Origin of the sequence: Streptomyces sp. NPDC059906 (assembly GCF_042730645.1) — a bacterium.
Lineage (GTDB): Bacteria > Actinomycetota > Actinomycetes > Streptomycetales > Streptomycetaceae > Streptomyces > Streptomyces rubrogriseus.
Map to the genome: position 1 here is coordinate 32,165 of NZ_JBHWKU010000018.1, position 24,604 is coordinate 56,768.

Annotated in this window: 19 protein-coding genes and 1 tRNA gene; 6 read left to right on the top strand and 14 right to left on the bottom strand. The window is 72.9% G+C overall.

All coding sequences use genetic code 11. From position 1 onward, the window contains the following. Window positions 1–31 precede the first annotated feature (31 nt). Window positions 32–3,943: a S41 family peptidase gene (locus ACFV9J_RS25355; RefSeq protein WP_385357380.1), complete on the top strand. Its 3,912-nt coding sequence runs from the start codon at window positions 32–34 to the stop codon at window positions 3,941–3,943. 89 nt (window positions 3,944–4,032) lie between these two features. On the opposite strand, the gene ACFV9J_RS25360 is transcribed toward ACFV9J_RS25355, so the two are convergent. The 4 genes from ACFV9J_RS25360 to ACFV9J_RS25375 form a co-directional block, all read right to left on the bottom strand. Continuing rightward, a complete protein-coding gene (locus ACFV9J_RS25360; protein ID WP_385357382.1) occupies window positions 4,033–4,260 on the bottom strand; it encodes a hypothetical protein in 228 nt (75 codons plus the stop codon). An 85-nt stretch (window positions 4,261–4,345) separates the two neighbouring features. Beyond that, a complete protein-coding gene (locus ACFV9J_RS25365; protein ID WP_385357385.1) occupies window positions 4,346–5,239 on the bottom strand; it encodes an SDR family oxidoreductase in 894 nt (297 codons plus the stop codon). Then, window positions 5,236–6,180 carry an alpha/beta fold hydrolase gene (locus ACFV9J_RS25370; protein WP_385357388.1) on the bottom strand — a complete coding sequence of 315 codons (945 nt, stop codon included), beginning with the start codon at window positions 6,178–6,180 and terminating at the stop codon, window positions 5,236–5,238. Before ACFV9J_RS25370 ends, ACFV9J_RS25365 begins: the two co-directional genes overlap by 4 nt. Beyond that, window positions 6,177–7,724: a flavin-containing monooxygenase gene (locus ACFV9J_RS25375; RefSeq protein WP_385357390.1), complete on the bottom strand. Its 1,548-nt coding sequence runs from the start codon at window positions 7,722–7,724 to the stop codon at window positions 6,177–6,179. Before ACFV9J_RS25375 ends, ACFV9J_RS25370 begins: the two co-directional genes overlap by 4 nt. Window positions 7,725–7,892: 168 nt before the next feature. Here ACFV9J_RS25375 and ACFV9J_RS25380 point away from each other — a divergent pair, with 168 nt between their 5' ends. After that, window positions 7,893–8,582: a MerR family transcriptional regulator gene (locus ACFV9J_RS25380; protein ID WP_385357392.1), complete on the top strand. Its 690-nt coding sequence runs from the start codon at window positions 7,893–7,895 to the stop codon at window positions 8,580–8,582. Here ACFV9J_RS25380 and ACFV9J_RS25385 read toward each other — a convergent pair. After that, a complete protein-coding gene (locus ACFV9J_RS25385) occupies window positions 8,570–9,373 on the bottom strand; it encodes an exodeoxyribonuclease III (protein WP_385357395.1) in 804 nt (267 codons plus the stop codon). The two genes, ACFV9J_RS25380 and ACFV9J_RS25385, sit on opposite strands and share 13 nt — an antisense overlap. A gap of 68 nt (window positions 9,374–9,441) precedes the next feature. Here ACFV9J_RS25385 and ACFV9J_RS25390 point away from each other — a divergent pair, with 68 nt between their 5' ends. Continuing rightward, entirely contained in the window at window positions 9,442–9,927 is a 486-nt protein-coding gene (locus ACFV9J_RS25390) for a GNAT family N-acetyltransferase (protein WP_385357397.1), read from the top strand. Window positions 9,928–9,951: 24 nt separating this feature from the next. Here the strand turns inward: ACFV9J_RS25390 and ACFV9J_RS25395 are convergent, their stop codons facing one another. The 8 genes from ACFV9J_RS25395 to galU form a co-directional block, all read right to left on the bottom strand. After that, window positions 9,952–11,712 (bottom strand): hypothetical protein, encoded by a 1,761-nt coding sequence (locus ACFV9J_RS25395; RefSeq protein WP_385357400.1) that lies wholly within the window; start codon window positions 11,710–11,712, stop codon window positions 9,952–9,954. 208 nt (window positions 11,713–11,920) lie between these two features. After that, window positions 11,921–11,994: transfer RNA gene (locus ACFV9J_RS25400), tRNA-Ala, on the bottom strand. A gap of 55 nt (window positions 11,995–12,049) precedes the next feature. Then, window positions 12,050–13,318 (bottom strand): gephyrin-like molybdotransferase receptor GlpR, encoded by a 1,269-nt coding sequence (glpR, locus tag ACFV9J_RS25405; protein WP_385357402.1) that lies wholly within the window; start codon window positions 13,316–13,318, stop codon window positions 12,050–12,052. Window positions 13,319–13,491: 173 nt separating this feature from the next. After that, window positions 13,492–14,154, bottom strand: a complete 663-nt coding sequence (locus ACFV9J_RS25410; RefSeq protein ID WP_385357611.1) for a GNAT family N-acetyltransferase — start codon at window positions 14,152–14,154, stop codon at window positions 13,492–13,494. Beyond that, complete coding sequence (locus tag ACFV9J_RS25415; RefSeq protein ID WP_385357404.1) at window positions 14,151–14,690, bottom strand: molybdenum cofactor biosynthesis protein B; 540 nt, start codon at window positions 14,688–14,690, stop codon at window positions 14,151–14,153. Before ACFV9J_RS25415 ends, ACFV9J_RS25410 begins: the two co-directional genes overlap by 4 nt. Continuing rightward, window positions 14,687–15,199 (bottom strand): cyclic pyranopterin monophosphate synthase MoaC, encoded by a 513-nt coding sequence (gene moaC / locus ACFV9J_RS25420; RefSeq protein ID WP_385357406.1) that lies wholly within the window; start codon window positions 15,197–15,199, stop codon window positions 14,687–14,689. The genes ACFV9J_RS25415 and moaC overlap by 4 nt, the downstream gene beginning before the upstream one ends. 86 nt (window positions 15,200–15,285) lie before the next feature. Beyond that, on the bottom strand, window positions 15,286–16,635 hold the full coding sequence (gene glp / locus ACFV9J_RS25425; protein ID WP_385357408.1) for a gephyrin-like molybdotransferase Glp: 1,350 nt from the start codon (window positions 16,633–16,635) through the stop codon (window positions 15,286–15,288). Next, window positions 16,632–17,543: a UTP--glucose-1-phosphate uridylyltransferase GalU gene (gene galU / locus ACFV9J_RS25430; RefSeq protein ID WP_385357410.1), complete on the bottom strand. Its 912-nt coding sequence runs from the start codon at window positions 17,541–17,543 to the stop codon at window positions 16,632–16,634. Before galU ends, glp begins: the two co-directional genes overlap by 4 nt. A gap of 93 nt (window positions 17,544–17,636) precedes the next feature. Between galU and ACFV9J_RS25435 the strand changes: the two genes are divergently transcribed. Continuing rightward, complete coding sequence (locus ACFV9J_RS25435; RefSeq protein ID WP_385357413.1) at window positions 17,637–18,251, top strand: 5-formyltetrahydrofolate cyclo-ligase; 615 nt, start codon at window positions 17,637–17,639, stop codon at window positions 18,249–18,251. A 103-nt stretch (window positions 18,252–18,354) separates the two neighbouring features. Here the strand turns inward: ACFV9J_RS25435 and ACFV9J_RS25440 are convergent, their stop codons facing one another. Then, a complete protein-coding gene (locus ACFV9J_RS25440; protein ID WP_385357415.1) occupies window positions 18,355–21,165 on the bottom strand; it encodes a penicillin acylase family protein in 2,811 nt (936 codons plus the stop codon). A gap of 315 nt (window positions 21,166–21,480) precedes the next feature. Between ACFV9J_RS25440 and ACFV9J_RS25445 the strand changes: the two genes are divergently transcribed. Both ACFV9J_RS25445 and ACFV9J_RS25450 read left to right on the top strand, forming a co-directional pair. Continuing rightward, a complete protein-coding gene (locus tag ACFV9J_RS25445) occupies window positions 21,481–23,028 on the top strand; it encodes a potassium/proton antiporter (RefSeq protein WP_385357417.1) in 1,548 nt (515 codons plus the stop codon). Window positions 23,029–23,276: 248 nt separating this feature from the next. Beyond that, window positions 23,277–24,542: an MFS transporter gene (locus ACFV9J_RS25450; RefSeq protein WP_385357418.1), complete on the top strand. Its 1,266-nt coding sequence runs from the start codon at window positions 23,277–23,279 to the stop codon at window positions 24,540–24,542. The last annotated feature ends 62 nt before the right edge of the window (window positions 24,543–24,604 follow it).

A 24,604-nucleotide genomic window follows, 5' to 3' on the forward strand; every position in this document is an offset into this window, starting at 1 on the left:
TAAGTTGCCGGTACCCGGCGCCCGGAAAAGCATGGGGCGGGTGAGTTATCTGCGCCTTCCGCACCTCAGTGGCGACCAGCTGTGCTTCGTGGCCGAGGACGACCTCTGGCTCGCGTCCCTCGACGGTCCGGGCCGGGCCTGGCGGCTCACCGTCGACCGCACCAAGGCCGGTCCCCCGCGCTTCTCCCCCGACGGCCGGCACATCGCGTACACCAGCTGGCGCAGTCTGGTGCCGGAGGTCCATCTGGTGCCGGTGGCCGGCGGCCCCGGACGGCAGCTCACCCACTGGGGCGGCCTCGACACCCGGGTCTGCGGCTGGTCGCCCCCCGACCCCGACGGCACCACCGCGGTCCTCGCCGTGGCCTCGCACGGCGAGCCCTTCTCGCACCTCACCTGGGCCTACAAGGTCACCCCCGACGGCGACCCCGGCCGCAAGCTGCCCTGGGGCCCGGTCACCGACATCCAGGCCGCCGACCTCGACGGCGAACGCAGGACCCTCCTGCTCACCGGTACCCCGCCGCACGAGCCGGCCGCCTGGAAGCGCTACCGGGGCGGCGCCACGGGCCGGCTCTGGCTGCACGGCGAGCGGCTGCTGCCCGACCTCGGCGGGCACCTCGCCGCCCCCATGTTCGTCGGCGGCCGGATCGCCTTCCTCTCCGACCACGAGGGCGTCGGCAACCTCTACTCCTGCGCGCCCGACGGCACCGGCCTGCGCCGCCACACCGACCACGACGCGTTCTACGCCCGCAACGCCGCGAGCGACGGCACCCGGGTGGTGTACCAGTGCGCGGGCGACCTGTGGATCGTGGACGACCTCGCGCCCGGCTCGGCGCCGCGCCGGCTCGACGTACGGCTGAGCGGGCCGCGCGCGGGGCGGCGTACGCACCAGGTGCCCGCGGCCCAGCACGTGGGCGGCGTCTCCGTGGACGAGACCGGCCGCGCGAGCGCCGTCGTGGTGCGCGGCAGCCTGTACTGGCTCACCCACCGCGACGGCCCGGCCCGCACCATCGCGGACACCCCGGGGGTGCGGGTGCGGCTGCCGGAGATGCTCGGCGAAAGCGGGCGGATCGCGTACGTGACGGACGCGGAGGGCGAGGACGCGGTCGAGATCTCCTACCTGCCCCGGGCGACCGGCGGCCGCGCGGCCCGGCGGCTGGCCTCCGGGCGCCTGGGCCGGGTCCTGGAGCTGGTCTCCGACCCGGCGGGCGACCGGCTCGCCGTCGCCTCGCACGACGGACGGCTGCTGATCCTCGACGTCGCGGAGCCCGACACGGAGGTGACGCTGGCGCTGGAGGCGGTGGACGCCGGGTATCCGCCGGACGCGGGGGACGAGGACGCGGGGGACGCGGACGCGGCGGGGACGGCCGCCCGGGCGGCCCCCACCCCGGACGCCCCCACCCCGGACGCCCCCGCCGAGGACGCCCCCACCGGGGACACCGACGCCGGGGGCACCCGCACGCCGGCAGACGGCACGCCGGAAGGCGACGCCGCGCCCGGCGGCACCGCGGGAGGCGGAACGACCGCCAGTGGCACAGCGGGAAGCGACCCCGCGGACCCCGGCACCGCAGCCCCCGGGGCAGAGGCCCCGCGCGACCCCCGTCCCGGCCCCGGTGTCCCCCCGACCGCCGAAGGCACCGGCACGGACACCCCCGGCCTCGGCACCGACGCCGGGGGCACCCGCACGCCGGCAGACGGCACGCCGGAAGGCGACTCCGCGCCCGGCGGCACCGCGGGAGGCGGAACGACCGCCAGTGGCACAGCGGGAAGCGACCCCACGGACCCCGGCACCGCAGCCCCCGGGGCAGAGGCCCCGCGCGACCCCCGTCCCGGCCCCGGTGTCCCCCCGACCGCCGAAGGCACCGGCACCGACGCCGGGGGGACCGGCATGCCGGGCGGCCCCGGCACCCCCGCGACCGTCGGAGGCCAGGTCACCGAGCTGATCCGGTCCGTCAACGGCCCCGTGCGCGACCTCGCCTTCTCCCCCGACGGGACCTGGCTCACCTGGTCGCACCCGGGCATCGGACGCACTCTGCGGCAGATCAAGATGGCCCGGATCGACGGCCCGGAGGGCACCCTCGTCGTCGACGTCACCAACGGCCGCTTCGAGGACGAGAACCCGGTGTTCACCCGGGACGGCCGCTACCTCGCCTTCCTGTCCTGGCGCGGCTTCGATCCGGTGTACGACGTGCACACCGGCGACCTGTCCTTCCCGCTGGGCTGCCGCCCCTACCTGGTGCCGCTGTCCTCCGCGACCCCCTCCCCCTTCGCCCTCAACCCCGAGGGCCGCCCCGCGGCCGGGGGCCTGGACCCCCTGGAGGACGAACCCGGCGAGGGCGGCGCGGTGACCGTCGAGGTCGAGGGTCTGGAGAGCCGGGTGACGCCGTTCCCGGTCACCGCCTCCAAGTACTCGGCGCTGGAGCCGGTCGCGGGCGGCGGCCTGGTCTGGCTGCGCTGGCCGATCTCGGGTGCGCTCGGCGAGACCTTCGCCAACCCGGCGGACCCGAGCGAGCGGCCCACGCTGGAGCACTTCAACCTGGCCAAGGCGAAGAAGGCGGAGCTGGTCGACCACCTGGACTGGTTCCGGGTCAGCGGCGACGGCAGCCGCCTGGTCGTGCTCGACGAGGGCGACCTGCGGGCCGTACCGGCGTGCGAGGTGGGCGACGGCGACTCGACCACCTGGATCGACCTGCGCCGCGTCCTGCACGAGGTCGACCCGGCCGCCGAGTGGCGCCAGGCCTACGACGAGGCGGGGCGGCTGATCCGCGCCTACTTCTGGGACCCCGGCATGTGCGGCATCGACTGGGACGCGGTTCTGGACCAGTACCGTCCGCTGCTGGAACGGGTCGCCTCGCCCGACGAGTTCGCCGACCTGCTGCGCGAGGTGCTCGGCGAGCTGGGCACCTCGCACGCCTACGTGGTCGCCGCCCGGCGCAACGAGGGCCCGGCGCACTACCAGCGCCGGCAGGGCCTGCTCGGCGCCAACTTCGCCTGCCGGGCCGGACGGTGGCTGGTCCGGCGGATCCTGCCGGGCGACTCCTCCGACTCCAAGGCCCGCTCCCCGCTGGCCGGCACGGGCATCCGCGACGGTGCCGTCCTCACCCACGTCGACGGCCGCCCGGTCGACCCGGTGCTCGGCCCGTCCCCGCTGCTTGCGGGCGCGGGCGGTACGACGGTGGAGCTGACCTTCGCGCCCGGCGAGGGCTGCCAGGGGCCCTCCCGCCGGGTCGCCGTCGTGCCGCTCGTCGACGAACGCCCCCTGCGCTACCAGGACTGGGTGGCCAAACGCCGCGAGGTGGTGCGGGAGTTGAGCGGCGGTCGGTGCGGCTACCTGCACATCCCCGACATGGGCGGCTCCGGCTGGGCGCAGTTCAACCGCGACCTGCGCATGGAGGTGTCCCGGCCCGCGCTCATCGTGGACGTGCGCGGCAACGCGGGCGGGCACATCAGCGAGCTGGTCATCGAGAAGCTGACCCGGACCATCCTGGGCTGGGACCTGACCCGGGACGCCCAGCCGGTGTCGTACACCTCCAACGCGCCGCGCGGTCCGGTCGTCGCGGTCGCCGACGAGGCGACGTCCTCCGACGGCGACATGATCACGGCGGCGTTCAGGCTGCTGCGCCTCGGCCCGGTGGTCGGGCAGCGCACCTGGGGCGGAGTGGTCGGCATGACCGGCCGGCACGGCCTCGGCGACGGCTCGGTGATCACGGTGCCGATGAACGCGGCCTGGTTCGAAGCCTACGGATGGTCCGTGGAGAACTACGGTGTCGCCCCCGACGTCGAGGCGCTGCGCACCCCGCTGGACTGGGCCGAGGGCCGCTACCCGGTCCTCGACGAGGCCGTGCGGCTGGCGTTGGAGCTGCTGGAGACCAACCCGCCCGCCACACCCCCCGGTTACGAGGCCGTACCGGACCGGTCGCGTCCGCCCCTGCCGCCGCGGGAGTAGAGACCTCCCCCGCGACACCTCCGGTGGCACGGGAAAGGGCGCCCACCCGGTCGGCCCGGGGGGCGCCCTCTCACCTCAGCGGCGGCGCGTCAGGCGTCGAAGCTGTCCTGGAGGCGCTCGTCCTCGTCACGACGGCGCGAGGACGGGTCCTGGTGCTCCGACTCGCGGCGACGCGAGGCCGGGGAAGACGGGTCGTTCTCGTCCTCGTCGCGACGGCGGTCGCGGTTCTGGAACTGGTCCCGCGCCTGCTCGGCACGCTGCTTGCCCTGCTGCTGCATGCGCTCGGCCTTGTCCTGGAACTGGTCCTTCATACCCATGTGGGTTCACTCCTGTGATCGGGCCCGACCGGATCGGCCGGGTGCTCGATCAGATTCACATGGGCCGTGACCGTGCGCATGTCGATCACTTACGGACCGTAGTCGCGCTGGTCGGACGGTGTTCGTCGGCCGCTCCACCGGCGCCGACCAGGCCGATCCGCCTGCCGTTCAGCCGGTCGCCGAAGCGCCGCATCTCACGCTGCCCGACGGTGCCGATGAGGGCCGGCAGGTAGCCGCGCACGCCCTGCATGCCGCGCAGCCACCACTGCCCGTAGACGTGCGCGGAGCGGCGTTCGACGCCCTCCACCAGCCGGTCGACGGCCGGGCCGAGCGGGTAGGTCTTGTTGGACGGCCAGGGCAGCCGCTGCCGCAACTCCCGCATGACGTCGTCCTGGTCGGCGCCGCGCACCATGTCGGTGTCGGTCCAGGACAGATAGCCGACGCCGACCTTCACGCCCCGGTGCCCGACCTCGCCGCGCAGGCTGTGCGCGTACGCCTCGACGCCGGACTTGGAGGCGCAGTAGGCGCTCATCATCGGGGCGGGGGTGAGGGCGGCCAGCGAGGCGATCTGGAGCAGGTAGCCGCGGCTGTCCAGCAGCGCGGGCAGGAAGGCGCGGGCGGTGACGGCCGAGCCGATCAGGTTGACCTCGATGACCCGCCGCCAGGACTCCGGGTCGGAGTCGACGAAGGGTCCACCGGTGGCGACGCCCGCGTTGGCGACGACGATGTCGACCTTCCCGAAGCGCTCCCTGACCTCCGCCGCCACCCGGGCCATCGCCTCGTGGTCGGTGACGTCGGCGTGCCAGTGGTCGCTGTCGCTGTGCAACCGGGCGGAGACCTGCTTGAGTTCGTCCGGCTCCAGGCCGACCAGCGCCACCTTCACCCCGCGCGCGGACAGCTTGCGGGCCATCAACTCCCCCACGCCCCGCGCGGCTCCGGTGACGACGGCGACGCGTCCTTCCAGGCTCACCCTGCTCATGCGCTCTCCTCGGCGGGTACGGCACGCTCACCGCGTGCGCTGGGTATGTAGGTGGCGGCGAGCGCCCGTATCTTGCCGGTGACCAGGTCCGGCGCCTCCACCGGCGTCATGTGGCCGAGGCCCGGGAGTTCGGTGAGGCCCACGCAGTCGGGCAGGGCGGCGGCCAGCGCGCGTGCGTGCACGGGCGGCGTCAGCCGGTCCGCCGTACCGACCACGATCTCCACCGGCATCCGCAGCTCCCGTACGCCGTGGTCCAGGTCGAGCAGGTCGAGCACCTGGGACCAGCCGTGCCGCACCCGGCTCGGACAGGCGTGCACGATGCGGGCGCAGGCGTCGACCATCTGCGGGGCCGAACCGGGGCCCATCGTCCCGTACTTGAGGATCCGGCGGGCGAGCGGTGTGACCGGCCCGAGCGGCGCCCGGGAGCCGAGGATCCGCCGGGTCAGCCAGGTGCGCATACGGCCCGCCCGCATCGGCACCACGGTGGCGGAGGCCACCAGCCGTGCGCTGCCCGTGCTGGACAGCAGGACGGCCGCCGCGTGCTCGCGCACCGCGGGCCGCGTCGCCGCCGCCATCAGCGTCATCCCGCCCATGGAGTGCCCGGCGAGCACCGCCCGCTCACCCGGCGCGAGGGTGGCTTCCAGGACGGCTTCGAGGTCGTCGGCGAGCGGCTCGGTGCCGTACGCCGGGTTGGCCGGGCTGCGTCCGTGGCCGCGCTGGTCGTAGGCGATGACCCGGTGGTCGGCGGCCAGTTCGCGGATCTGCGCCGCCCAGAAGGCGGTGGAGCAGCACCAGCCGTGCGCGAGGACGACCGCGGGCGCGTTCTCGGGGCCGTGCACCTCGACGTGTATCCGGGCGCCGTCGGCGGCGGTGACGGTCAGCTCGTGGGCGGGCACGGGCGGCGCGTACGGGCCGTCGGCGACGTGCAGCAGGCGGCTCACGCGCTCACCTCGGCGTCCGTGTCGGGGGCCTTCGCCGTGGTCTTCGCCGTGGTCTGCGCGGGGGCCGGGCGCAGCACCTGGTACTCCGCGAGGTCCACGCGCCGCGTCTCGCGCCGGAACTCGGCGGTGGTGCCGGGCCAGACGGTGGTGTTGCGGCCGCTGGCGTCCAGGTACCAGCTGGTGCAGCCGCCGGTGTTCCACACCGTGCGCTTCATGCGCTCCTGCACGCGGTGGTTCCAGTTGCGCACGGCAGCGGGGCGCGGGTCGAGGGCGGTGCGGCCGCCCAGGACGTTGAGCTGGCGCAGGTAGTCGGCCAGGTAGTTCAGCTGGGACTCGATCATCAGGATCATGGACGAGTTGCCGAGGCCGGTGTTGGGCCCGATGACCGTCATGAAGTTGGGGAAACCGGCCGCCGTGCCGCCGCGCAGCGCCTCCATGCCGCCCTTCCAGGTCTCGGCGAGGGTCCGCCCGTCGGCGCCCACGACCCGCTCGGCGATGGGCATGTCGGTGACGTGGAACCCGGTGCCGAAGATGATCGCGTCCACCTCGGCCTCGGTGCCGTCGGCGGCGACGAGCGTCGACCCGCGCACCTCGGTGAGGCCGCTCGCGACCACGTCCACGTTGGGCTTGGCGAGCGCCGGGTAGTAGGTGCTCGACAGCAGGATCCGCTTGCAGCCGATGCGGTAGTCGGGGGTGAGCTTGGCGCGCAGGGCCGGGTCCTTGATGGCGGCGCCCATGTTGCGCTTGGCGATCTGCTCGACGAAGCCCAGCTCGTTGGGGTGCTTGGTGAACGCCTGCACCTGGAGTTCGCGGATGCCCCACAGCAGCCCGCGGCGGAGCTTGGTGGTGGCGGGCAGCGCCCGGTGCAGGGCGCGTTCGGCGCCGCTGATGGCCCGGTCCACGCGGGGCATCACCCAGGCCGGGGTGCGCTGGAAGAGGGTGAGCCGGCCCACCTCCGGCTGGATGGACGGCACGATCTGGATGGCGGAGGCGCCGGTGCCGATCATGGCGACGCGCTTGCCGGCGAGGTCGTAGTCGTGGTCCCAGCGGGCGGAGTGGAAGACCTTGCCGGGGAAGGAGTCGAGCCCGGGGATGTCCGGGACCTTGGGGTCCGACAGCGGCCCGGTCGCGGACACGACGACGTCGGCGGTGAGGGTGCCCCGCACGGTCTCGATCTCCCACCGCAGCTGCTCGGTGTCCCATGCCATCCGCTTCACCTCCGAGTCGAAGCGGAGGTGGGGACGGAGCCCGAAGGTGTCGGCGACGTGTTCCAGGTAGGCGCGGATGTGCTCCTGCCCGGAGAAGGTGCGCGGCCACTCCGGGTTGGGCGCGAACGAGAAGGAGTACAGGTGGGACGGCACGTCGCAGGCGCAGCCCGGGTAGCTGTTGTCCCGCCAGGTGCCGCCGACGCTGCCGGACCGCTCCAGTACGACGAAGTCGGTGATCCCTTCGCGCCGCAGCCGCACGGCGGCCCCGAGCCCGCCGAAGCCGGACCCGATCACCGCCACCCGTACGTGTTCGTGAACCTGCTCGTGCTCGGCCATCCCTGAGCCTCCACGCTTGCCGGACCGTGTGGAGCCGTTTGGATCCACTGGGAACCACTAGAACCGTGCCAGTGAACACTGGCGCAATGGGAGCGTAGAACAGCTCCGTACTCATGGGTAGGGGTCGGGCGGAAGAAAGTTACCGCCGGTACGCCATAGGGTCGTGCCGTGACCGAGAAGCGCGAATACCGCATGGAGGAACTGGCCCGGCTGGCCGGCATCACGGTGCGCACCCTGCGCTTCTACCGCGAACGCAAACTGATCCCGCCGCCCCGCCGCGAGGGCCGCATCGCCTGGTACGACGACCACCACCTGGCCCGCCTGCGCACCATCGCCGCCCTCCTGGAACGCGGCCACACCCTCAACGGCATCGCGGAACTGGCCGACGCCTTCGACCACGGCCGCGACGTCGGCGACCTGCTCGGCCTCGGCGAGCCCACCGAGGAGACCCCGGTCCGCCTCACCCCCGAGGAACTCGCCGCCCGCTTCGAGGGCGAGGTCACCCCGGAGAACCTGGCGGCCGCGATGGAGCTGGGCTACCTCGGCACCGACGGCGACGAACTGGTCCACATCAGCCACCGCCTGCTTGAGGTCTCCTCCGCCCTGGTCCGCGAGGGCATCCCGCTCGGCGAGGTCCTCCAGGCCGGCGTCCGCGTCCGCGAGCACGCCGACGCCCTCGCGGAACTCTTCGCCGACCTGATACTGCGCCACGCCCCCGAACCGGAGCTGCACCGCCTGCGCCCGCTGGCCCGCAGCGTGGTGGAGGCGGAGCTGTCCCTGGCCCTGGACCGGCGGATGCGCAAGGGGTCGGAGCAGACCGGGCCGGCCCTCCGCCGCCCCGGCCGTCAGGGGCCGTAGACCACCGTGACCGGCGCGTGGTCGGACCAGCGTTCGGCGTGCGTGGCGGCCCGCTCGACGTACCCCTTGAGCGCCCTGGCGGCCAGCCCGGGAGTGGAGAGGTGGTAGTCGATGCGCCATCCCGAGTCGTTGTCGAAGGCCCGCCCCCGGTAGGACCACCACGAGTACGGCCCCTCGGCGTCCGGATGCAGCGCGCGCACCACGTCCACGTACCCGCCCTCGGCCGGGTCCAGGACGCGGCCGAGCCACTCCCGCTCCTCCGGCAGGAAGCCGGAGTTCTTCTTGTTGGCGCGCCAGTTCTTCAGGTCGGCCTCGCGGTGGGCGATGTTCCAGTCGCCGCACACGACGACCTCGCGCCCCTCGGCGGCGGCCCGCTCGCGCAGGTCCTTCAGGTAGGCGAGGAACTCGCCCATGAAGCGGACCTTCTCGTCCTGGCGCTCGGTGCCGACCTCGCCGGAGGGGAGGTAGAGGGAGGCGACCGTCACACCGGGCAGGTCGGCCTCGACGTAGCGGCCACTGGCGTCGAACTCCGTCGAGCCGAAACCGACGCGGACGGCGTCGGGCTCCCGGCGCGTGTAGAGGGAGACACCGGCGCGGCCCTTGGCGGCGGCGGGGGCGTGCGTCACGTGCCAGCCCTCGGGCGCGCCGACGTGGTCCGGCAGTTGGTGGGGTTCGGCCCGCACCTCCTGGAGGCACAGCACGTCGGCGGAGGTGCCGGCGAGCCACTCCACGAAGCCCTTCTTCGCGGCGGCGCGCAGGCCATTGACGTTGACGGAGGTCACGGTGAGCATCCCGGCACGATACCGGCACACTGGACGGTGTCCCGCTCCGGACTCCGCATCGATATACGGTAGGAAGAATGAACATACGCCGGGTCCCCTTCGACCACCCCGACGCCGTGAAGCTCAACGACGAGGTCCAGGCCGAGTACGACATCCGCTACGGCGACGGCGGCGACGCCACGCACCTGGACCCGTCGGACTTCGCGCCGCCGAACGGCCAGTACCTGATCGCGTACGACGAGAACGACACGCCGGTCGCCTCGGGCGGCTGGCGCTGCCAGGACGCCAACGACGAGGGCAATCTCGACGGGGACGCCGAACTCAAGCGGATGTTCGTGATCGAGCAGGTGCGCGGGCGCGGGCTGGCCCGCCGCATCCTGGCCGCCCTGGAGGAGGACGCCCGTGCGGCGGGCCGGACCCGGATGGTGCTGGAGACCGGCACCAAGCAGCCGGAGGCCGTGGCCCTGTACACGTCCAGCGGCTACGAGCCCTGCGGGAAGTTCGGCTACTACCGCTTCCACGAGGACAGCCTCTGCTACGCGAAGGCGCTCCGGGTCCCGTAGCCGCGCGGCGCGGCGCGGCCGGTGTCAGGCCTCGGTGCCGCCCGTCCTGCGGCGGCGTGAGACGGCGTACAGGACACCGCCCGCCGCGAGCGCGAGGACCGCGCCGGCCGAGCCGAGCAGCACCGTGGAGCCGGTGGAGGCCAGCACGCCGCCCGCACCACCCTGGGGCGACTGACCGCCGGTGCTGCCGCCGCTGGTCCCCGCGGTGGAGGTGCCGCCGGTGGTCCCCCCGGCCGTGTCCGAGCCACCGGTCGTCCCGGTGCCGCCCGTCGTCTGCGAACCGCCGGTGCTGCCCGTACCGCCCGTGGAGTCCGGGCCGCCGGTGCTGCCGCCGGTGTCGCCCGGAGTCTCCTCGTCACCGGTGCCGTTGAGCACGATCCAGCCGGTGTCGTTGGACGGGTCGCCCTCCCACGGGTTGTCGTAGTCCGGCAGGGCGATCTTGCCCTTGGCGCCCGCGACGACCTTGTCGATGCGCAGCTTGAAGGGGAAGGTGCGCGCGTCGTCCTCCAGGAAGGGGGTGTCGGCGGAGCAGCGGTAGACGGCCGGGTTCTGGTCGTCCAGGGGCTCGCACGGGCTCTCGACGACGGCGGCGCCCTCGGGGATCCGCACCGTGAAGTCGAGCGGCTCGCCGCCCGCGCGCAGCGACCCGATCCAGGCGGGCCCGTGGTTGCTCATGCGGACGTCGACGGTGACCGTCTCGCCCTGCTCGCCCGCGACCCGCGCCCCGGTGAGGTCGAGGTCGTAGGTGTTCTGCGTGGGCAGGTCGATCTCGGCGTACTTGGAGTAGTCGCTGACGTGGCCGCTCTCGACCGGCTCGAGGGTGAGCGTCCTGCCGGTTCCCTTCCGGTGCCCGGCGCCCGCCCGCAGTTCGTCGGCGGCCTCGGCGCCGAGGGCGTCGAAGCCGTAGGTGAAGATGTCGCCGAGCGCGAAGTCCGCGGTCTTCACCTCTACCGGCTCGCTCAGTTCGTAGGCCATGCCGTGCAGGAACTCGCCCTCGAAGGTGCACAGCGCGACCTGGCGGTAGCGGATCAGGTTGTCCTTGTTCTCCTCGGCGTACGAGCAGTTGTCGTACGACTCGGGGAAGGAGAGGCCGCGGGTGCCGGCGAAGCGGAGCACGACGCCGTGGGCCGGCATGCTGCCGACGTTGCGGAAGCCGAGCGGGGCCCGGTAGGTGTCGCCGGGGCGGAAGCCCTCGGGTTCCACGGGGAGTTTCTTCTTGAGCAGCTCGGGACCGCCGACGAGCACGTCGACGGTGTGCTCGGTGAACTCCAGGCCCTCGCCCTTGCCGGTGACCTTGATGGTGCCGTGGTCGCCGGCCTCGGCGGTGTCCTTCGGGTCGAGGCGGATCTTCCAGCTCGGGTTGCGCGAGGAGCCGGGGTAGAGGGTGCTCTCGTGGCAGACGGCGACGAGGCCGTCCGCCTCGCACCACTCGGGCAGGGTGACCTTCGCGAAGCCCTTGAGCGCGGTCGCGTCGACGGTGATCTCGTAGCCGTTGTTGGGGAGGGGCTGTGGCTCGGTATCGCCGTCGGGCTCCTCCCCCGGGCCGGTGAGCCCCAGGCGGATCTGCGGCTCGCCGGGCTCGCTCTCGGCCCCGTCCAGCGCCAGACCCACCCGGTCCGGGCCGGTGATGGTGACGGGGAGCGGCGCCCCGCCATTCGCCACCTGGTCGTCCGCCGCATGCGCGACGCCGGCCAGTCCGGCCAGTCCGGCCGCGGCGAGCCCGGCGGCGGCCGCCCCGGCCACGGCCGCACGCGCCCACGGCGGGCGCAGGGAGTTAGGTCTCATGTGTGCTTCTTCCGTTCCCCGGACGACAAGAAGGTGCCACTGCGTGACACCGCGCACAGGTGACCCATGGGAAACACCGATGGTTGCGCTGTACATGATCACGGATGCGTCTCGACGGCGGGGCGAGGCCGGGGCTGGGGCCGGGGCCGGGAAACGACGAAGGTCCCGTCCGATCGTGATGATCGGACGGGACCTTCGTCAATGTGCGTGGACCTGTGGGGATTTGAACCCCAGACCCCCTCGATGCGAACGAGGTGCGCTACCAGACTGCGCCACAGGCCCTTGCAACGAGTGAAACTCTAGCACCCCGTCCGGCCTGCTCAAAAATCCCTTCCGGCTACTCGTTGGCCGCGCGCGGACGGTCACCGTCGTCGTACTGGTCGAAGAGCGGCGTGCGGCCCCGCTCCCTGGCCCGGCGGGCCGACGCGGCACGGCGGGCACCGCTGCGGCCCGGGGTCTCCGGACGCTCCTCGGCCGGTGCGTGCGCCGCTGCGTCCGCCGGGCGGTCCCGGTCCGCGCCGGAGGCCCGGGCGGCGTCCTCCTGGTCGGGCGGGACGGCCGAGGAGCGGGCCGAGCTCCACGCGTCCGGCGCCGCGAGGTCCACGTCGGGCGTGGCGCGGGGGGCGACCGGGGCGGTCACGTAGGTGGGCAGGGGCACCGGCACCGGGTCCCAGCTGTCGCCCTGCGGGCGCCCCCGGCGTTCGCGCTGCTGGTCGACCCATTCGGCGTGGTCGGTCTGCTCGACCAGGGCGCGCCGGTCCGCGGCGAGTGCGGACATTCCGGCGCCGGACTCCGTCTCGGGTCCGTCGTCCGGCTCCTCGGCGTCGAGGTCGCCGACGGTGCCGGGAGCGGCGGGGGCGGGTCCGCGCCGGCGCGGGCGGGGGTCGCGGTCGCGCAGTCGCTGTGCGGCGGCCTCGGCCTGGCGGCGGTCCATCTGGAAGGCGAAGCGCCGGCGCTCCTGCGCCCGCAGATGGGCGATGTAGGCGCTGAGCAGCACCGCGGGCACTCCCGGCGCCCACAGGAACGCGAGCCCGCCGACCGCCGCGACGACCGAGCCGAGCGTGAAGGCCAGGAACAGCATCACGGTGGTGCGCCGGCGGCGGGCGAGCGCCTTGCTGCGCCGGGCCCGCGCCGCGGCCGCCGGTGAGACGGGTGCGCGCCGCGCCTGCGGCACCCGCCCCCGCGCCGGTGCCGCGCCGGATCCGGCCTGGCGGCCGGCTTCCGCGGACTGTCCGGGTCTCGGGCCGTCCTCGGGTCCGCCCGCCCGCGGGCGCGCCGCTTCGGGCCGCTCCGCCGCCTGCCGGGGCGGGGTCGGCCGGGTGTGCCGTCGGGTCCTGGACACGGCGAAGGCCCGGACGTCCACCGAGTCGGTGACGGCGTCCGGGGCGTCGGTGTCGGGCCCCGCCGCGTCGGCGGAGCGCGACCGCAGGTCCTTGGCGTACCGGCGCTCCATGCCGGCCCGTCCGGACAGGAGCCGGATGGCGGTGCTGAAGCGTTCGGTCGGACGGGCCTCGTTCAGCTCGTCCTGCCTACGGAGCCACATCGGCACCAAGTAGGCGGCCCAGGCCCCGACGATGACTGCGTAGATGAGGCCGCTGCTGCTCACGCCTCACACGGTAGAGGGGTTTGCGTGAGGCCATCCGCCAATTGAGCCGGTGTGTCGCACGATCTGGCTGATATTTCGAACTTTTCTTGTGATCGATCCGATCAGCCGACTGCCAGGACAGCGAAATTATCCGCTTCGGGACGGTCACGGCCCGATCAATTTCGAACGTTTATTCAATTCCCGGTGTTGCCGGTGCTGCCGCTGTTCCCCGCGTTGGGGGTGCTGCGGTGCCGTGACCGGTGCCATCGCCGCAGCAGTCCTTCGGGAACCTCTTCCGCGGTGAGCGCGAAGACGAGATGGTCCCGCCAGGCTCCGTCGATGTGGAGATAACGCGGCCTGAGACCCTCCTCACGGAATCCGAGTTTCTCCACGACCCGGCGGCTGGGCGCGTTCTCGGGGCGAATGCAGACCTCGACGCGGTGCAGTCCGACGGTGCGGAAACAGTGGTCCACGGCCAGCGCCACCGCCGTCGGCATCACCCCGCGGCCGGCCACCGCCTCGTCCACCCAGTAGCCGACGTGTCCGGAGCACATCGAGCCCCAGGTGATGCCGGCCACCGTCAACTGGCCGGCCAGCCGCCCCTGGTACTCGATGACGAACGGCAGCATCCGGCCCGCGTGGGCCTCGGACCTCAGGTGCCGCACCATCTGACGGTAGGTCGGCCGGTGCGCGATCGGGCCGCCGGGCCCGGGCGGCGGGATGGTGGCCTCCCACGGGCGCAGCCAGTCCCGGTTGCGCCGGTTGACCTCGCGCCAGGTCCGCTGGTCGCGCAGCCTTATCGGCCTCAGGACGATGTCGCCGTCCGTCAGCTCGGCGGGCCAGGACGGGCCGTTCAGCTCGCACCCCCACCGCTGGCCGGTCTCGGGTGGTCGCCGCCGCGGATCTGGTCCACGGCGTGCTTCAGCAGCGGCTCCAGCACCGCGAGGCCGTCCCTCACCCCGCCGGACGAGCCCGGCAGGTTGACGATGAGCGTGCCGTCCGCCACCCCGGCCAGTCCCCTGGACAGCGCGGCGGTCGGCACCTTGTCCCGGCCGTACGCCCGGATCGCCTCCGCGATGCCCGGGACCTCCCGGTCGATCACGGCCCGGGTGGCCTCCGGGGTGCGGTCAGTCGGCGAGATGCCGGTGCCGCCGGTGGTGACGACGACGTCGTAGCCCGCTTCGACGCCCGCGCGGAGGGCGGCCTGCACGGGGTCGCCGTCGGGGACGACCCGCGGGCCGTCGACGTCGAAGCCGAAGCGGCGCAGCCCCTCGGCGATCAGGGGTCCGCCCTTGTCCTCGTAGACACCGGCGGCGGCCCGGTTGGACGCCGTGACCACCAGGGCGGCGTACGGCCCGGGGAGGGCGCCTCCCGCGCCGGCGTCCGGCGTCATGACCGGTGCCAGTCGCCGGACTTGCCGCCCGTCTTCTGCTCCACCCGCACGTCCGTGATGACCGCTCCCTTGTCGACCGCCTTGACCATGTCGACCACGGTGAGCGCGGCGACGGAGACCGCGGTGAGCGCCTCCATCTCGACGCCCGTGCGATCCGTCGTCCGCACCGTGGCGGTGATCTCCACGGCGTCGTCCGCGACCGACAGGTCCAGTTTCACACCGGAGACCGACAACGGGTGGCACAAGGGGATCAGGTCGGGGGTGCGCTTGGCGCCCATGATGCCCGCGATCCGCGCGGTGGCCAGGGCGTCGCCCTTCGGCACGCCCTCGCCGCGCAGCAGCTCGACCACGCGGGGCGCGACGAGGACGCGTCCACTGGCGCGGGCGGTGCGGGCGGTCACGTCCTTGCCGGACACGTCGACCATCCGGGCGGCGCCCGCCTCGTCGATGTGCGTCAGCCGGTCCTGCGGGTCCTGTCCGCTCCCGGACGGCCGGTCCTGGGTACTCATGCTCGTGTGGCGCTCCCGGTCCTGGCCCGGCGCGGTGCGGCGCGTGGGCCTGCTGTGCGCGACACGCTACCGCCATCGGGCACCGCTCAGCCGAGCAGGACCACCTCGACCTCGGTGCCGGGCTCGACGGACTCGGTGTCCTCGGGGACGACGATCAGGGCGTTCGCCTGCGCGAGGGCGGCCACGAGATGCGAGCCGGAGCCACCCACCGGGGTGACCGAACCGCCGTCGTGACTGCCCCGCAGGAACTGCCTACGGCCCTTCGGCGAGGTCAGCGCCTTGTCCGCGGCCAGGGACGCGGTGACCGTCGGACGGTGCACGTCGGGCAGTCCCATGAGGGTGCGGATCGCGGGGCGCACGAACAGCTCGAAGGAGACGTACGACGACACCGGGTTGCCGGGCAGGGCGAGCAGCGGGGTGTGGTCGGGGCCGACGGAGCCGAAGCCCTGGGGCTTGCCGGGCTGCATGGCGAGCTTGCGGAAGTCCACGCCGCCGCCCGGCTCGTCCTCGTCGCCGACGTGCGCCAGCGCCTCCTTGACCACGTCGTACGCCCCGACGCTCACCCCGCCGGTGGTGACCATCAGGTCGGCGCGCACCAGTTGGTCCTCGATGGTGGCCCGCAGTGTCTCGGCGTCGTCGGCGACCGCGCCCACCCGGTAGGCGATGGCACCGGCGTCGCGGGCGGCCGCGGTGAGGGCGAAGCTGTTGGAGTCGTAGATCTGACCGGACGCCAGCTGCTCGTCGGGCTGGATGAGTTCGCTGCCGGTGGAGAGCACCACCACGCGCGGGCGCGGGCGCACCCGTACCGTGCCCCGGCCGATCGCGGCCAGCAGGCCGATCTGCGGGGGGCCGAGGACGGTGCCCGCCGCCAGGGCGCGGTCGCCGGAGCGGACGTCGCTGCCCTTGGCGCGTACGTGCGCGCGTTCCTCGGCCGGCCGGTACACGTGCACGTGGCCCTCGGCGCCCTCCGGGGCCAGGCTGCGGGCCCGCATTCCGGAGGCCGGGCCCTGGCCCGACCCGCCGTCGGTCCACTCCACGGGCACGACGGCCTCCGCGCCGGGCGGCAGCGGGGCGCCGGTCATGATGCGGGCGGCCTGGCCGGGGCCGACGGACGGCGCCTCGGCCTGGCCGGCGGCGACGTCCCCGACGACGTCCAGGACGGCGGGGAACTCCTCGCTGGCGCCCGCGACGTCGGTGACCCGCACCGCGTACCCGTCCATGGAGCTGTTGTCGAACGGTGGCAGGGACAGCGGCACCGTGACGTCGTCGACCAGCACGCAGCCCTGGGCGTCGAGCAGGTTCAGCTCGATGGGGTCCAGGGGGCGGACGGTGGCGAGGACGTCGTCCAGGTGGTCCTGCACCGACCACAGCCGGTCCGGGCCGGGGCCCGCGGCGGCGTGGTCGTGGCCGGTGTCACGGTGCGCGCTGCTGCTCAACGTCCCTGCATCTCCTCGGCTACGTAACTGCGGAGCCAGGTCCGGAAGTCCGGGCCCAGGTCTTCACGTTCGCACGCGAGTCGGACAATGGCACGCAGGTAGTCGCCGCGGTCGCCGGTGTCATAGCGGCGGCCCTTGAAGACGACGCCGTGCACCGGGCCGCCGACGGACTCGTCCTCGGCGAGCCGCTGGAGGGCGTCGGTCAGCTGGATCTCGCCGCCGCGGCCGGGCTCGGTCTTGCGGAGTATGTCGAAGACGTGCGGGTCGAGCACGTAGCGGCCGATGATGGCGTAGTTGGACGGGGCGTCGGCCGGGTCCGGCTTCTCGACCAGTCCGCCGACCTTGACCACGTCGCTGTCCGCGGTGCTCTCCACGGCCGCGCAGCCGTAGAGGTGGATCTGCTCCGGCGCGACCTCCATGAGGGCGATCACGCTGCCGCCGTACTGCTCCTGGACGTCGATCATGCGCTGGAGCAGGGGGTCGCGCGGGTCGATCAGGTCGTCGCCCAGCAGGACCGCGAAGGGCTCGTGGCCGACGTGCGGGGCGGCGCACAGCACGGCGTGGCCGAGGCCCTTGGGGTCGCCCTGGCGGACGTAGTGCATCATCGCGAGGTCGCTGGATTCCTGGACCTTGGCCAGGCGGCTCGCGTCGCCCTTCTTCTGGAGGGCGGACTCCAGTTCGTAATTGCGGTCGAAGTGGTCCTCGAGTGGTCGCTTGTTGCGGCCGGTGACCATGAGGACGTCGCCAAGGCCGGCGGTGACGGCCTCTTCGACCACGTACTGGATCGCCGGCTTGTCGACGACCGGCAGCATCTCCTTGGGAGTGGCCTTGGTGGCCGGCAGGAACCGGGTACCGAGACCGGCTGCTGGGATGACAGCCTTGCTGATCCTGGGGTGGGACTGAGTCATGCGCGCCACCATATCCGGTGCCTATTGGGAGAATCTGTGTCGCCTGAGCCTTCGCGCTCATATGAGCAGATCAGAGTGGTACGGGAGTGACCATTGCCTCACAACGACCCCGCGGACGGACCCGGCAAGCGCCTCCTGCGGCGGGACCTGCTCGCGGCGCGTACCCGGATGACGCCGGATGACGTGCGGGAATCCGCGGACGCGCTGGCCCGGCGGGCCCTCGGTCTGCCGGAGGTCGCGGGGGCGCACGCCGTGGCCGCGTACGTCTCCGTGGGCGCCGAGCCGGGCACCCTCGCGCTCCTGGACGCGCTGCGCGCGCGGGGGGTGCGCGTGCTGCTGCCCGCACTGCTGCCGGACAACGACCTGGACTGGGGCGAGTACACCGGGGAGGGCTCCCTCGCGCGCGTGCGCCACGGCGGGCGGATGGAGCTGTTCGAGCCCGCCGGTGAGCGGCTGGGGCCGGAGGCGGTGACGCGGGCGGACGTCGTGCTGCTGCCGGGGGTCGCGGTGGACGGCCGCGGGCTGCGCCTGGGGCGCGGGGGCGGCTCGTACGACCGGGTGCTGGCCCGGCTGGCGGCGGCGGGCGCGCGCCCCGCGCTGCTGGTGCTGCTCTACGACGGGGAGGTCGTCGCGCACGTCCCCGCGGAGCCGCACGACCGGCCGGTGGACGCGGTGGTGACGCCGTCGGGGGTGCGCAGGTTCCGCTGACGCCCTGACCCACGGGTGCCGGACGGCACAACGGCCTCCACGCGTGCGTGGAGGCCGTTGTGCCGTACGTCGGCGGGGACGGGACGGGACGGGACGGGGCAGGCTACGGCTTGAGTACCAGCGTGTCGCTCGTGCTCTCGTCGACGGCCTTCCTGGAGAAGGACCACGGCAGCAGCTCGCCGTTCGCCCACTTGTCGGTCTGGTCCGTGTAGTGGGCGCTGTAGGCGTGCCCGGAGGCGCCGGTGAGGTTGATCCAGCGGGACTTGTCGAGGTCGCCGAGGTTGACCACCATCCGCATGGACGGCACCCAGACCACCCCGTAGCCGCCGGCCGCGTTCCAGCCGGAGGCGTTGACCGCCGCCTCGCCGCCGCTGAGCTTCCAGGGGCCGCGGTTGAGGGCGTACTTCAGGAAGCCGGGGCCCTCGGTGCCCAGGGTCTGGTTCTTCAGGAACAGGCGGTGCAGGCGGCCCCAGTTCCAGGTGTCGATGTCCTTGCCGAGCTTGGCGGTCAGCTCCCAGCGGGCGTCGGTCATGGCGCGCTTGAACAGGTCGTCGCGGTTGTGGTCGGCGCCCTTGCGGGTGCCGTTGGCCGGCGTCGTCCACCAGTCGCTCTTCGGCTTCTCCATCAGCGTGCGGACCACCTCGAACCAGCGGTCGCCGCCGTCCGGCTGCGCCTGGTCGGCGTCGCGCTGGCCGCATTCGCGGACCTTGTTGGTCTCGTCCGCGGGGCCGGTGGTGTTGACCGGGTCGACCCACAGGCACTGGCCCTCGACCCGCAGTTCCTTGGGCAGTTTGTTGCCGAAGGCGAGCTTGAGGATGTTGCGCCAGACCGCGTTGAAGTAGGCGGCGGCCGCCGAGTCGGCGTCCTGGGTGTAGTCCCAGCCCTCCAGCAGCTTCTGCGCCTCGCGGACGTCCTTGTCGGCGATGTCGATCTTCAGCAACTGGGGCACGAGCAGCTTGGCCATCTCGCTGCTGTTGTCCAGCTGCATCTGGCGCATGTCGTCGGTGGAGATCTTGCCGCCGTCCTTGATCTTCTGCTCGATCAGGGAGGTGATGCGCTGGCTGCGGGCGCCGTAGCCCCAGTCCGTGGTGAGCGTGTACGGGTACTTGTCCGCGTCGACGACGGCCTGGTTGGCGGTCACGATGTAGCCGCGCTCCGGGTCGTACTCGTAGGGCAGCTCGTCCTGGTCGATGTACTCGCCGGTCCAGCGGAACTTCGGGTCCCAGCCCGGCGCCGGGACGGAGCCGTCGTGGCCCTCGGCGCGCACCGGGATCCGGCCCGGCAGCGTGTAGCCGATGTGCTCTTCGTCGGCGTAGACCAGGTTCTGCGAGGGCACGTCGAACAGCGTGGCGGCCTCGCGGAAGTCGTCCCAGTTCTGCGCCCGGTCGATGGCGAAGACGGCGTCCATGCTGGTGCCCGCCTCCAGCGCGGTCCAGCGCAGCGCGACGCCGTACCCGTCGCCGCGGTCGGGGGCGGCGGTCTCGACGGTGGCCTTCTTGCCGGTCTTCACCAGCTCGTCGTCGCGGTCGGAGAGCAGGGGGCCGTTGTTCGTCTCACGGACGACGATCTTCTTGGAGTCGCCGCCGGCGACCTTGATGGTCTCCTCGCGCGTCTCGAAGGGGACCACCTTGCCGTCGTACTGGTAGCCCTCGCCGGTGATCTTCTCCAGGTAGAGGTCGGTGACGTCGGCGCCGGAGTTGGTCAGGCCCCAGGCGATCTCCTGGTTGTGGCCGACGACCACGCCGGGCATGCCCGCGAAGGTGTATCCGGCGACGTCGTACCGGCACTTGTCGGAGACGGTGCGGCAGTGCAGGCCCATCTGGTACCAGACGGACGGCAGGGACGGCGACAGGTGCGGGTCGTTGGCCAGCAGCGGCTTGCCGGTGATGGTGTGCTTGCCGGAGACGACCCACGAGTTGGAGCCGATGCCGTTGCCGTTCACGCCGACGGCGGTGGGGACGTTGTCCAGGACGTTCTGGAGACCGGCCAGTTGGCCCTCCAGGGCGCTGCCGGAGCCGGTACCCGTACCGGTGCCGGTCCCCGTACCGGTGCCGGTCCCCGTGCCGCTGCCGGTCCCCGTGCCCGTGCCGTCGCTCTCGTCGCCGCCCGACGTACCACCGCCGTCGAACGTCTCGGTCAGCTCGTCGTACTGGCCCTCCTGGACGATCGCCTTGTTGCGGTCGTACGGGTAGGCCGGGTAGAGGTCGGCGATCTGCTTGGGGCCGAGGCGGCTGGTCATCAGCGCGCGGTCGACCTCGTCCTGCATGTTGCCGCGCAGGTCCCAGGCCATCGCCTTCAGCCAGGCCACCGAGTCGACCGGGGTCCACTCCTGGGGCTTGTAGTCGTTGGTGAAACCGAGGGCCGCGTACTCCAGGGAGATGTCCGCGCCGTCCTTGCCCTTCAGATAGGCGTTGACGCCCTTGGAGTACGCCTGGAGGTACTTCTTGGTGGAGTCCGAGAGCTTCTCGTCGTACTCCTTCTTCGCCACCCGGTGCCAGCCCAGCGTGCGCAGGAACTCGTCGTTGTCGATCTGGCTCTCGCCGAACATCTCCGACAGGCGCCCGGCGGTCATGTGCCGGCGGACGTCCATCTCGTAGAACCGGTCCTGCGCCTGGACGTAGCCCTGCGCCATGAACAGGTCCTCCTCGGTGGAGGCGTAGACCTGCGGGATGCCGTACCCGTCGCGCTTGACGTCGACCGGGCCCGACAGGCCGTCCAGCGTGATCGAGCCCTTGGTCTGCGGGAAGGACGCCCGGACGGTGCTGATCGACCAGTACGCCCCGTAGGCGAGGCCGCCGATGAGGGCCAGGACCAGCACGAGGACGAGCAGGCGGCCCTTGCGCCCCTTGCGCCTCTTCTTCCTGCCGGACGTGCCGGCCTGCTGACCCGTGGAGGCGGTGGTGGTGGGGGGCATCGCTGTCCTTGCTGTCCTAACACGAGCGGCAGGGGCGGGCTGTGCTTCGTACGGAGCGCCGAGCGCTGAACGCCGAACGCTGGAGCAACTCTAGGCGCAGGCCCGGCTCCGCCTTGACGCGGAGTCGGGTATGCGGACGCACGGGCGTTCGATCTTGCCAAGCCGAGCGTCAAGAAAACGTCAAGAGTTAGGTAAGGTAACGAAGTAGTTGCCCGCAGAGCATGGCGGATTCGTGTGCCATGGGGTGGTGCGCCGGTGCACCCACCGGCGCACGCCTCGCGCGCCGAGCGGGCGCGCTCGCCCGCGCTGTGATCCATGCGGTGCACCAGGGAAAGGGAACGGCCGCTGACTGTCCACCACCTCAACCAGCTCCTGCTCGTCTGCTCGCTCGTCCTGCTCATCGCCGTGGCGGCGGTCCGGATCTCCTCGCGCAGCGGGCTCCCCAGCCTGCTCGTCTACCTGGCCATCGGCATCGCCATGGGCCAGGACGGCATCGGCGACATCAAGTTCGACGACGCCGAACTGGTCCAGGTCATCGGCTACGGAGCCCTCGTCGTGATCCTGGCCGAGGGCGGACTCGGCACGAAGTGGAAGGAGGCGAAACCGGCGCTCCCGGCCGCCTCCGCGCTGGCGCTGGGCGGAGTCGCGGTGAGCGTCGGCGTGACCGCGGCGGGTGCGCACTACCTGTCCGGCCTCGAGTGGCGGCAGGCACTGATCGTCGGGGCCGTGGTCTCCTCCACGGACGCCGCGGCCGTCTTCTCCGTGCTGCGCAGGATTCCGCTGCCCAAGCGGATAACGGGCACGCTGGAGGCCGAGTCAGGCTTCAACGACGCCCCGGTGGTCATCCTCGTGGTCGCCTTCTCCACGGCGGGACCGATCGAGCACTGGTACGTGCTCATCGGCGAGATCGCCCTGGAGCTGGCCATCGGCGCGGCCATCGGACTCGCGGTCGGCTGGCTCGGGTCGTGGGGGCTCAAGCACGTGGCGCTGCCCGCCTCCGGCCTCTACCCCATCGCCGTCCTGTCGATCGCCATCGCCGCCTACGCGGCCGGTGCGATGGCCCACGGCAGTGGCTTCCTGGCCGTCTACCTCGCCTCGATGGTCATGGGCAACGCGCGGCTGCCGCACTGGCCCGCCACCCGGGGCTTCGCCGACGGGCTCGGCTGGCTCGCCCAGATCGGCATGTTCGTCCTGCTCGGTCTGCTGGTCACCCCGCACGAGCTGGGCGACGACATCCTGCCCGCCCTGGTCATCGGGCTGGTGCTCACCATGGTGGCGCGCCCGCTGAGCGTCGTGCTGTGCCTGGTGCCCTTCCGGGTGCCGTGGCAGGAGCAGGCCCTGATGTCCTGGGCCGGGCTGCGCGGCGCGGTGCCCATCATCCTGGCGACGATCCCCATGGTGGAGGGCGTCGCGGGCAGCCAGCGCATCTTCAACATCGTCTTCGTGCTGGTCGTCGTCTACACCCTGGTGCAGGGCCCGACGCTGCCGTGGCTGGCCCGCAAGCTGCGCCTGGGCAAGGGCGACGAGGCGGCCGACCTCGGCATCGAGTCGGCGCCCCTGGAACGGCTGCGCGGGCACCTGCTGTCCGTGACGATCCCCGAGGGTTCCAGGATGCACGGCGTCGAGGTCAACGAGCTGCGGCTGCCCACCGGGGCCGCCGTCACGCTGGTCGTCCGCGACGGGACGTCCTTCGTACCGCTGCCGACCACGGGGCTGCGCCGCGGCGACGAACTCCTGGTGGTCGCCACCGACCCCGTGCGGGACGCCGCCGAGGCGCGGCTGCGCGCGGTCGGCCACGGCGGCAAGCTGGCCGGCTGGCTGGGCACCGGGGGCACCGAGGACCCCCGCGGCAATCGCAGGTGAGCGTACGAGGGGTGCTCCCTTTCACAGGCCGCCCCTCCCCGGCCCCCTGTACGATGAAGGCCGCACCTGATCGAACCACCTCTGTCTGAAGCAGAGCTGGCGCGACCGTATGGCGGCCGGATCGCCCCCTCATCCACGCGGGCTCCGGCATCTACCGCAGTCCGCGCAAGTGGACAGCTCTCGGCGCTCCCGCACGACGACCGTCACGCAGCGGGACCGCGCTACCAGGCGGCAGAAAGGCACGGGCCGTGGCATCCACGGTCACCCGTCCGGGATACGGGCAGCTGCTGCGCACCCGCGGCGCCTGGACGTTCCTGCTCCCCGGCTTCGCGGCACGCCAGCCGTTCGCCATGCTCACGCTCTCCATCGTGCTGCTGGTGCAGCACACCACCGGCTCCTACGGCGTCGCGGGCGCGGCCGCGGCCGTCACCGGCGTCTCCATGGCCGTGTTCGCCCCGTACAGCGGCCGGCTCGCCGACCGCTACGGGCAGCACACCGTCCTGCTGCCCGGCGTGCTCGTGCACGCGGCGTCCGGGCTGACCCTGACCGTCCTCGCGCTCTCGGACGCGCCCCTGTGGGCGCTGTTCCTCGCGGCGGTGCCCACCGGTGCCTCGGTGCCGCAGGTCGGGCCCATGGTGCGGGCCCGCTGGGCCGCGCGGCTCAAGGACTCCCCGCTGATGAGCACGGCGGCCGCCTTCGAGTCCGTCACCGACGAGCTGACCTTCGTCCTCGGCCCCCTGGTGGCGACCGCCCTGTGCACGGCCGTCGACCCGGCCGCGGGCCTGGTCACGGAGGCCGCGCTCACCCTGGTGGGCGGTCTGCTGTTCGCCGCGCGCAAGAGCACCGAGCCGAAGGTCGGCGGCGCCGACGGCGGGCACGCGCGCGTGGAGCACGTTTCCGCGTTGCGGGTGCCCGGCGTGCGGGTGCTGATCGTCGCCTTCCTGGGCATCGGTTCCGTCTTCGGCGGCATGCAGGTGTCGCTGGCCGCGTTCACCGAGTCCATCGGCGAGCCCGGTCTCAACGGCGTCCTGTACGGCGTCTTCGCGGCGGGCAACATGATCTCGGGCCTGGCCTGCGGCGCCATCGCCTGGAAGGTGGCCCCGCAGCGGCGCCTCCTGGTCGGCTACGCCGCCCTGGCGCTGACCGCGTCCGGCCTCTGGGCCGCGCACTCGGTGCTCGTCCTGGCGGGCCTCGGCCTGCTGGTCGGCATGTGCGTCGCGCCCGCCATCGTCACCGGCTACACCCTGGTCGAGGGCCTGGTCCCGGCGGGCGCCCGCACCGAGGCCTTCACCTGGCTGACCGGCGCCGTCGCGCTGGGCCAGGCGGCGGCCGTGACCGTCGCCGGACAGCTGGAGGACCGGTTCCGGGACGGCGCCGGGTTCCTGGTGCCGATGGGCGGCACGGTCCTCGCGCTGGCGGTCCTGGTGGCGCTCCGGTCGCGGCTGGCGACCCGGTCCCACGGCCGCACGGTCGCACGTGGTGTCGGTCACCGCGCGCCCGCCACAGTGGACTGATCCCGCGGAATAGGTCACTATGGACCGTCGTTAGCACTCATCGAGTGAGAGTGCCAGGAGGA

Bases quoted from the DNA above. Each gene is read 5' to 3' on its own strand.
- ACFV9J_RS25355 (WP_385357380.1), top strand. From the start codon at position 32: ATGGGGCGGGTGAGTTATCTGCGCCTTCCGCACCTCAGTGGCGACCAG.
- ACFV9J_RS25360 (WP_385357382.1), bottom strand. From the start codon at position 4,260: ATGGGTATGAAGGACCAGTTCCAGGACAAGGCCGAGCGCATGCAGCAG.
- ACFV9J_RS25365 (WP_385357385.1), bottom strand. From the start codon at position 5,239: ATGAGCAGGGTGAGCCTGGAAGGACGCGTCGCCGTCGTCACCGGAGCC.
- ACFV9J_RS25375 (WP_385357390.1), bottom strand. From the start codon at position 7,724: ATGGCCGAGCACGAGCAGGTTCACGAACACGTACGGGTGGCGGTGATC.
- ACFV9J_RS25385 (WP_385357395.1), bottom strand. From the start codon at position 9,373: ATGCTCACCGTGACCTCCGTCAACGTCAATGGCCTGCGCGCCGCCGCG.
- ACFV9J_RS25390 (WP_385357397.1), top strand. From the start codon at position 9,442: ATGAACATACGCCGGGTCCCCTTCGACCACCCCGACGCCGTGAAGCTC.
- ACFV9J_RS25395 (WP_385357400.1), bottom strand. From the start codon at position 11,712: ATGAGACCTAACTCCCTGCGCCCGCCGTGGGCGCGTGCGGCCGTGGCC.
- ACFV9J_RS25415 (WP_385357404.1), bottom strand. From the start codon at position 14,690: ATGACGCCGGACGCCGGCGCGGGAGGCGCCCTCCCCGGGCCGTACGCC.
- moaC (WP_385357406.1), bottom strand. From the start codon at position 15,199: ATGAGTACCCAGGACCGGCCGTCCGGGAGCGGACAGGACCCGCAGGAC.
- galU (WP_385357410.1), bottom strand. From the start codon at position 17,543: ATGACTCAGTCCCACCCCAGGATCAGCAAGGCTGTCATCCCAGCAGCC.
- ACFV9J_RS25440 (WP_385357415.1), bottom strand. From the start codon at position 21,165: ATGCCCCCCACCACCACCGCCTCCACGGGTCAGCAGGCCGGCACGTCC.
- ACFV9J_RS25445 (WP_385357417.1), top strand. From the start codon at position 21,481: ATGCGGTGCACCAGGGAAAGGGAACGGCCGCTGACTGTCCACCACCTC.